This is a genomic window from Mesorhizobium sp. M8A.F.Ca.ET.181.01.1.1 (assembly GCF_004792025.1).
Lineage (GTDB): Bacteria > Pseudomonadota > Alphaproteobacteria > Rhizobiales > Rhizobiaceae > Mesorhizobium.
The window spans coordinates 1-449 of record NZ_SRTV01000050.1 but is presented as its reverse complement, the minus strand read 5'-3'; the positions used below and the strand labels follow the sequence as shown (position 1 = coordinate 449).

Here is a 449-nt window from a genome sequence, read left to right as displayed (position 1 = left end):
TTTCCATGGTCTGCAGCAGTATTTCTATGGCTTCCTGACCATAGTCGCGTTCGTTTTCCGGACGGTACAGGTAATACGCTTCGTCGATGAACAGCACGCCGCCCATTGCGCGCTTGAGCACGTCACGCGTTTTCGGCGCGGTATGACCGATGTACTGGCCGACCAGATCGTCGCGCGTCACGGAGACCAGATGATTGCGGCGAATGTAGCCGAGCCGGTGCAACACCTCGGCCATGCGCAACGCGACCGTGGTCTTGCCCGTGCCGGGATTGCCGGAGAAACACATGTGCAACGTCGGTGCGCCGCTTGCAAGGCCGAGCGATTCGCGCGCGCGCTCGACAAGCAGATGCGCGGCGATCTCACGAATTCGCGTCTTGACCGGCGCGAGGCCCACAAGGTCGCGGTCGAGTTCCGCGAGCACCTCGCCGATGCCCGAGTCGCGATACAAC

The 449-nt window shown here is 62.1% G+C and carries 1 protein-coding gene; it reads right to left on the bottom strand.

The window, feature by feature from the left end; genetic code table 11:
- The coding region (locus tag EN824_RS33525) for an AAA family ATPase (protein ID WP_210236377.1) at positions 1-448 on the bottom strand (448 nt) is incomplete at its 3' end.
- Position 449 lies beyond the last annotated feature (1 nt).